At 40.6% G+C, this 5,744-nt stretch carries 4 protein-coding genes; 2 read left to right on the top strand and 2 right to left on the bottom strand.

Features of this window, described 5'->3' with window-relative positions; translation table 11 throughout:
* Window positions 1-96 precede the first annotated feature (96 nt).
* Window positions 97-831 carry a ParB N-terminal domain-containing protein gene (locus IQ229_RS10510; protein ID WP_194043452.1) on the top strand — a complete coding sequence of 245 codons (735 nt, stop codon included), beginning with the start codon at window positions 97-99 and terminating at the stop codon, window positions 829-831.
* Window positions 832-1,084: 253 nt separating this feature from the next.
* Here IQ229_RS10510 and IQ229_RS10505 read toward each other — a convergent pair whose 3' ends face one another.
* Both IQ229_RS10505 and IQ229_RS10500 read right to left on the bottom strand, forming a co-directional pair.
* On the bottom strand, window positions 1,085-2,032 hold the full coding sequence (locus IQ229_RS10505) for a glycosyltransferase family 2 protein (protein ID WP_194043450.1): 948 nt from the start codon (window positions 2,030-2,032) through the stop codon (window positions 1,085-1,087).
* A gap of 592 nt (window positions 2,033-2,624) precedes the next feature.
* The gene (locus IQ229_RS10500; RefSeq protein WP_322743970.1) at window positions 2,625-3,659 is read right to left on the bottom strand and encodes an Npun_R2821/Npun_R2822 family protein; all 1,035 of its coding nucleotides are present in this window, start codon (window positions 3,657-3,659) and stop codon (window positions 2,625-2,627) included.
* Window positions 3,660-4,301: 642 nt separating this feature from the next.
* On the opposite strand from IQ229_RS10500, the gene IQ229_RS10495 reads away from it, so the two are divergent.
* On the top strand, window positions 4,302-5,744 hold a 1,443-nt coding region (locus tag IQ229_RS10495; protein WP_194043448.1), incomplete at its 3' end, for an MFS transporter.

Below are 5,744 nucleotides of genomic sequence, written 5' to 3'. Positions count from 1 at the left end.
CCCAATATCAGTGCTAGATTTTAAACCAGACTCAACTTCGGCACATGAATTTGAGTTATTAGCAATAGAAGTTTTACAAAAAATAGGACTGTCTTAATGAAATTAGCTACATCACTTGTTGCTGTAAAAAAAATTACTTCAAGCAAACTTCGTTCAATTTTCGCAGATGATAAACTAGAAGAGGCTGCTCGATTAATTTTAGACTCTGAGGGCGTTATTAATCCCATAGTTGTTCGTAGAACAAGTCTGCAATCATACGAGGTAGTCGATGGATACTTTGAGTATTATGCTGCTGTTAGAGCTAGAGAGATAGATCCTCGTAAGGGCGAAATGATTGAAGTATTTATCATTGAGTCTGAAAATGAAGAGACTTTAACAAAGCAAGTTGAATTATTTAGACAGCAAAAAGCTGATTCTTCAGATCAAACATCTTTCAACTTCCAAGACATGGAACAATTTTTAATAAATTTGGAATCACGTTTTGAAAAGATAACAAACCAAATATTAGAGCAAGCAACTGGTAATGCAAAGTTAGAAAATGAAGTCAAAGAGCTTAAAAAGCAGATGGCTGATAAGACTGAACCAATAGAAGTTTTTAAAGCGCTTAGTCAAGTTAAAATTGTCTCTAAATTACGAAATGCTGGTTTCAATCAAAAAAAAGCTTCCCAGATAGCGGAAGCAGTAGAAAATGAACGTAATAAAGAACAGTTTAAATCATTGAATGATGTCGTGGAAAGGGTTAAAATTCCACATGGTAAAAATATGATCAAAGGTATAAGTATTAAAAAAATGCTTGAAATAGTTGATCAGTGGTCAGCTAGTAGCGAGTAGGTTGGGTTGAACGAAGTGAAATCCAAGAATTAACGCCTAATGTTGGGTTTCGTTCCTCAACCCAACCTACACAGCTACTCTTCTCTGCGTCTTTGTGTGGGCCATGAGCCATCAAGATAATTGTAGGTTCGGTTGAACGAAGTGAAACCCAACAATCAAAGCTCAATCTTGGGTTTCGTTCCTCAACCCAACCTACACAGCTACACAGCTTTTCTAGATTACGTGAAAAGTAAGTTGCACAATATGTCAATCTCTAACCCTGCATCTGTCGCAATGCATTAAAAGCCTTACCTCGCCAGCCAACTGGTAACAACGATAAACCTAAACCAGTCCAAGCTTTAGCAGTCGAAAAAGACTGCCCCGCTAAAACTAGCTCTCTACCTTGTTGTGTTTCACCCTTTTCAATTAAACGCAAACCTAATAATAATTGTGTTTCAGTTAAACGATTTTTCCTGACTTTCTCTAATTTCTCAGACTCAAATTTATAATTTTCTAAATACTGGATTTTATCAAATAAATAAGGAATAGCTCGATTAATACCTTGCTGTTCTGCATGAGAGCGATATTCCATCAATAATTCTGGTAAGTAATAGCCCTTTTTTCCAGCCAAAGCCAGACGCACAAATAAATCATTATCCTCACAATTTTGCAGATTTGGCTGCATATATCCTAATTCTTGCAAGGTTTTACGGCGAAATAATGTTGCCCCAACTTGAAAGCTTTGCCGAATAAATACGACTTCCAACAAATTATTTACAACACCTGCGGGTAAATTCTTCCTACCCCAGCGATGAGAATTTTCTTGAGTTTTTGCCTCATCCCGCACATTGTTAATATCAATTATCCAATGGTCTGTACCAACAAAATCAATGCTAAAGTCTTGAGCAAGAATAGCTGCTGTACTTGCGAGAAAATCGGGTGTTAGTCGGTCGTCATCATCAAATTTGATAAAATATTCACCAGTGGCAGCATCAAAGCCAGAGCGCATATTATTACTTTTACCAATATTTTGCTGATGACGGATATATTTAATCCGATCGTCTGTATATTGTGACATCAATTCGGGTGTGCGATCGCTAGAACCGTCATCACAAATAATTAGCTCAAAGTCTTGCTCAGATTGCTTGAGTACACTGTCAATTGCGAAAGGCAGTAAATTAACTCGATTAAACGTGGGAATGGAAACACTAACTTTTGGCATTTTTGCAATATGTAGAGTGGACATTGCTCACGAACTAAACGCATAATACATATTCTTGCAAAAGTCCTTAACACGCCACCCCTTAATCCCTACGCCTTAGCAAAGACCTACGGTGTACACACAAGTCCTTCTCACCCCCTCTAACTCCCCCGATGCCTTGGGGGAGAGAGAACCCGGATATTTCCCCCCTTACCAAGCTACGGTGTATACACAAGTCGAAAAAAGCTTGATTTTCTATTCTTCTCTCGTTTATCTCGTTTTTATCTCGTTCCCATGTTCTACATGGGAATGCTCCTCGTGGAGGCTCTGCCTCCAATCTGGCATTGAGTCTCTGACTCAATGAATGCATTCCCAGCCGGAGACTGGGAACGAGGAAAGTCTTATCAAGCTAGGTTTTTAGGACTTGTGTGTACACCGTAGCTTACCAAGGGGAGATTAAGGGGGGTGAATCCAGGGTTTGGGCTTTATTAACCAAGATGTGCGTACACTGTAGCCTTAGCATCGGGAAGGGGAGACAAAGCTACACTTTGGCGCGGTGGGATTTTTATTTTTGATTTATGCAAAAGGTCTAATGAGCAAGGCTGGGCAAAAGCTAAGTGTAAGAAATAGTTTGATTAATTTTATTCCAAACTTTTTTGATAAATCGATTGCTTCTAGCCGCTATAGTAGGTGGCTTTAATCGCTTCGGTTTTTGCTCTGGTTGCTTCAGAAAGCGATAGTGTAAAAATTCATTTTTGTAACAAATATTAACATCTTCACCTTTACACAAGCGGGCAAATTCAATAGCACCATAGCCCATATAGTGAAGACGATGAATGGGTTTTAATCCCTGTTGGTTGTAAAGAACATTATCAATGTTCACAAATCGATTTACACGAGCACAGTTGCCAGTCCTATCTTCGCCATTAGGACTGAGTGTAAAGTTAAATAGCGACCGAGCAATTCTGAAAGTCATGTAACTAAATAAATCTGCGTCACACCACCAAGCAAGTTCATTAATCCATTCGACTTCCTTATCTTCTATCAATCGCTTTTTGAGTATTTTTAATTCTTCAATGCCTAAAATCCCCTTTTTGGAACCAAAAAAACTAGAACAGTGTATTTTTCGTCTGATTTCAGATTCAGACAAAGACATTTTTTGTTCTAACTTCGGCAAGTCAAAAGCTGCAACTGAAGTTTGTTTTGTGTGTTCCCAGTCATCAAACACAAAGTCGTATTGGTCTAGTTTTTCTAAAACCTTGTCCAGCTTATTCATTGCCAAACTATCAGCATCATAAAATACAAATTTTTCAAACTCACCATCAAAAGCACACATTTTTCTGATTAAATTATTTTTTTTGTTCCATTCCATAGAAGGCTTATTTTTCCGGCTATTTATTGGATAAGCATTCCAAACTTGAACGGCAAAATCATCCCATTTTTGAATCGAGCTTTTATCGTCAAATAGGGTAACATTAGATCGAGAATGTATCTCCTGCTTAACTCGCTCTAAGCGGTCATCATAGGGAATGATACAAATAGGAATATCTGCACTAACATTCACCTCAATACTATTTAGCAAGGCTACTAGTTGGTCAAATACCACGTCATTAGCAAGTGTGTAAATCCCAAAATTATCCATTGTCATTAAATTATTTTTATCTTTGATTTACTGAGTAATACCAATTCTCTGTGAAGCTGCACATTATTTTGAACCTTCCCAAGTCCTCCAAACTTGTGGGGAAGTGCCGCAGGCGGTGAGGTTCTTTTTACACATCTTTAAACAGAATTGGTGCAACGAGAATAATACGATCGCTATTTTTTTGGCTTTAATAATTGACATTTCCCATTCCCTATTCTCCATTTTCTCTAGAGCTTGCTTCTGAGAGTTGTCTATGATAGTTTGCTAACTAGTTTAAATTACAGTAACGCAATCAAGCTACCGTATTTTGTTGATTTCTACCGTTGATATAGCCGAAGGAGTGCAGAGTTAAGAGTACTTAAGTACTTTACCAAATATATGACAAGTGGAAAAGCCAATCTTGCCGATTGAGAAGTAGATACTTAATATAAAGCTGAATTTTTCATTCATCCAGAGCATTTCCGAGCAACGAAGCGCCTGCTGCGATGGCTACGCCCGCCGCAGGCATCGCACTCAGCAAAATTGCCAACGTTGAGGATGGAAGCGGCAAATTTAGTTTCCTGAACTTCGTAGCGAGGATAGCGCCCTACAATGAATATACGTATGCAAACTATTCACAACCGTAAAGTCAAAGGTGGAGGCTAAACATTGGCACAATTCCAAGCAGAACCTCTGGCTTTATCAGGCTCTCAAAAAAATTGGGTCTTATTCGGTGTCGGACTTGGGGTATTCATGTCTACTCTGGATGTGGGGATCATCAATGTTGCTTTGCCCACATTGGTGCAAGCCTTTAATACCAGTTTTCCTACCACCCAATGGGCTGTATTGAGTTACCAGTTGGTCAGTTCCGGTTTAGTTTTGGGAGCAACCCGCTTGGGGGATATGTGGGGTAAGAAGTCCTTATACCAAGGGGGACTGGTTCTGTTCACTTTCAGTTCGCTGTTGTGTGGTTTTGCACCTAGTATCGAGTGGTTAATCGGCTTTCGGGCGCTTCAAGGACTAGGTGCTGTGTTTATTTCTGGGCTTGGTTTGGCAATCATCACAGAAGTTTTTCCCTCTTCCGAACGAGGTCGGGCTGTTGGCGTCATCGGTAGTGTAGTGTCACTGGGAATTGCTTTTGGCCCTTCTGCTGGCGGATTGCTCTTAAGCTGGTCAGGCTGGCATAGTATATTCTTCATCAATGTACCCTTGGGGATTATCGCTAGTTTCTTAATAGCTCGCGTGGTGCCACCTTCTGCACGCATTGAGGGCAAACAGAAATTTGACTTTTTTGGAGCCATATTGGCTTTATTGACTCTAGGTAGTTTTGGTTTAGGTATGACGCTAGGGCAAAGCCAGGGCTTTGGTAGTAACAATGCATTGATATTACTAGCGATCGCCGCCGTGAGTTTCACTACTTTTTTGGTAGTTGAAGCGATTCTAAAGCAGCCACTACTAGAGCTAAAGCTGTTTCGCAATCTTCAGTTGAGTATGGGTTTGCTAAGTGGCTGGTTAGCATTCATTGTTATTGGCGGTTCGCTACTCATTGTCCCTTTCTTTCTAGAGAGGGTCAAGCAATATCCGACGGTAAAAGTAGGGCTGTTACTAGCCGTATCACCTGTACTTAGTGGGTTAATTGCCCCACTAGCTGGAATACTTTCAGACCGTTTTGGCGCTCGACTAATCAGTTCAATTGGGTTGGGCTTGATGATTGGCGGCTGTCTGGGGATTAGCACCTTTGACGCTCAAATTACTGAGTTAGGTTATGTATCGCGCTATTTTATTTACGGCATTGGTCTGGGTTTATTCCAATCGCCCAACAACAGCACTGTTATGGGATCAGTACCAAGAGAGCGGCTAGGGATTGCTTCTGGGCTTTTGTCTTTGTCACGTACATCAGGGAACACCGTAGGAGTTTCTCTAATTGGGGCAGTATTTGGAGCTTTAATCGCAAGCATATCTGCGGGTGCAGATGTCTCTGTTGCCCCTCCTGATGCGATCGTTGCAGGGTTCCAAGGAACTTTTCGCTTTGCAGCCATAATACTCTGTGGGGCAGCAGTTGCATCCGTTTTGAGGATCGGTAGAGGGGAGGCAGGGGAGCAGGGGAGCAGG

Origin of the sequence: Nostoc cf. edaphicum LEGE 07299, from assembly GCF_015207245.1 — a bacterium.
In the GTDB taxonomy this organism is placed as follows: domain Bacteria; phylum Cyanobacteriota; class Cyanobacteriia; order Cyanobacteriales; family Nostocaceae; genus Nostoc; species Nostoc edaphicum_B.
The sequence above is the reverse complement of the archived record's forward strand: the minus strand, read 5'-3'. Positions and strand labels throughout refer to the sequence as shown.

Coding starts and splice junctions, on each gene's coding strand:
- IQ229_RS10510 (WP_194043452.1), top strand. CDS start 97: ATGAAATTAGCTACATCACTTGTTGCTGTAAAAAAAATTACTTCAAGC.
- IQ229_RS10505 (WP_194043450.1), bottom strand. CDS start 2,032: ATGCCAAAAGTTAGTGTTTCCATTCCCACGTTTAATCGAGTTAATTTA.
- IQ229_RS10500 (WP_322743970.1), bottom strand. CDS start 3,659: ATGACAATGGATAATTTTGGGATTTACACACTTGCTAATGACGTGGTA.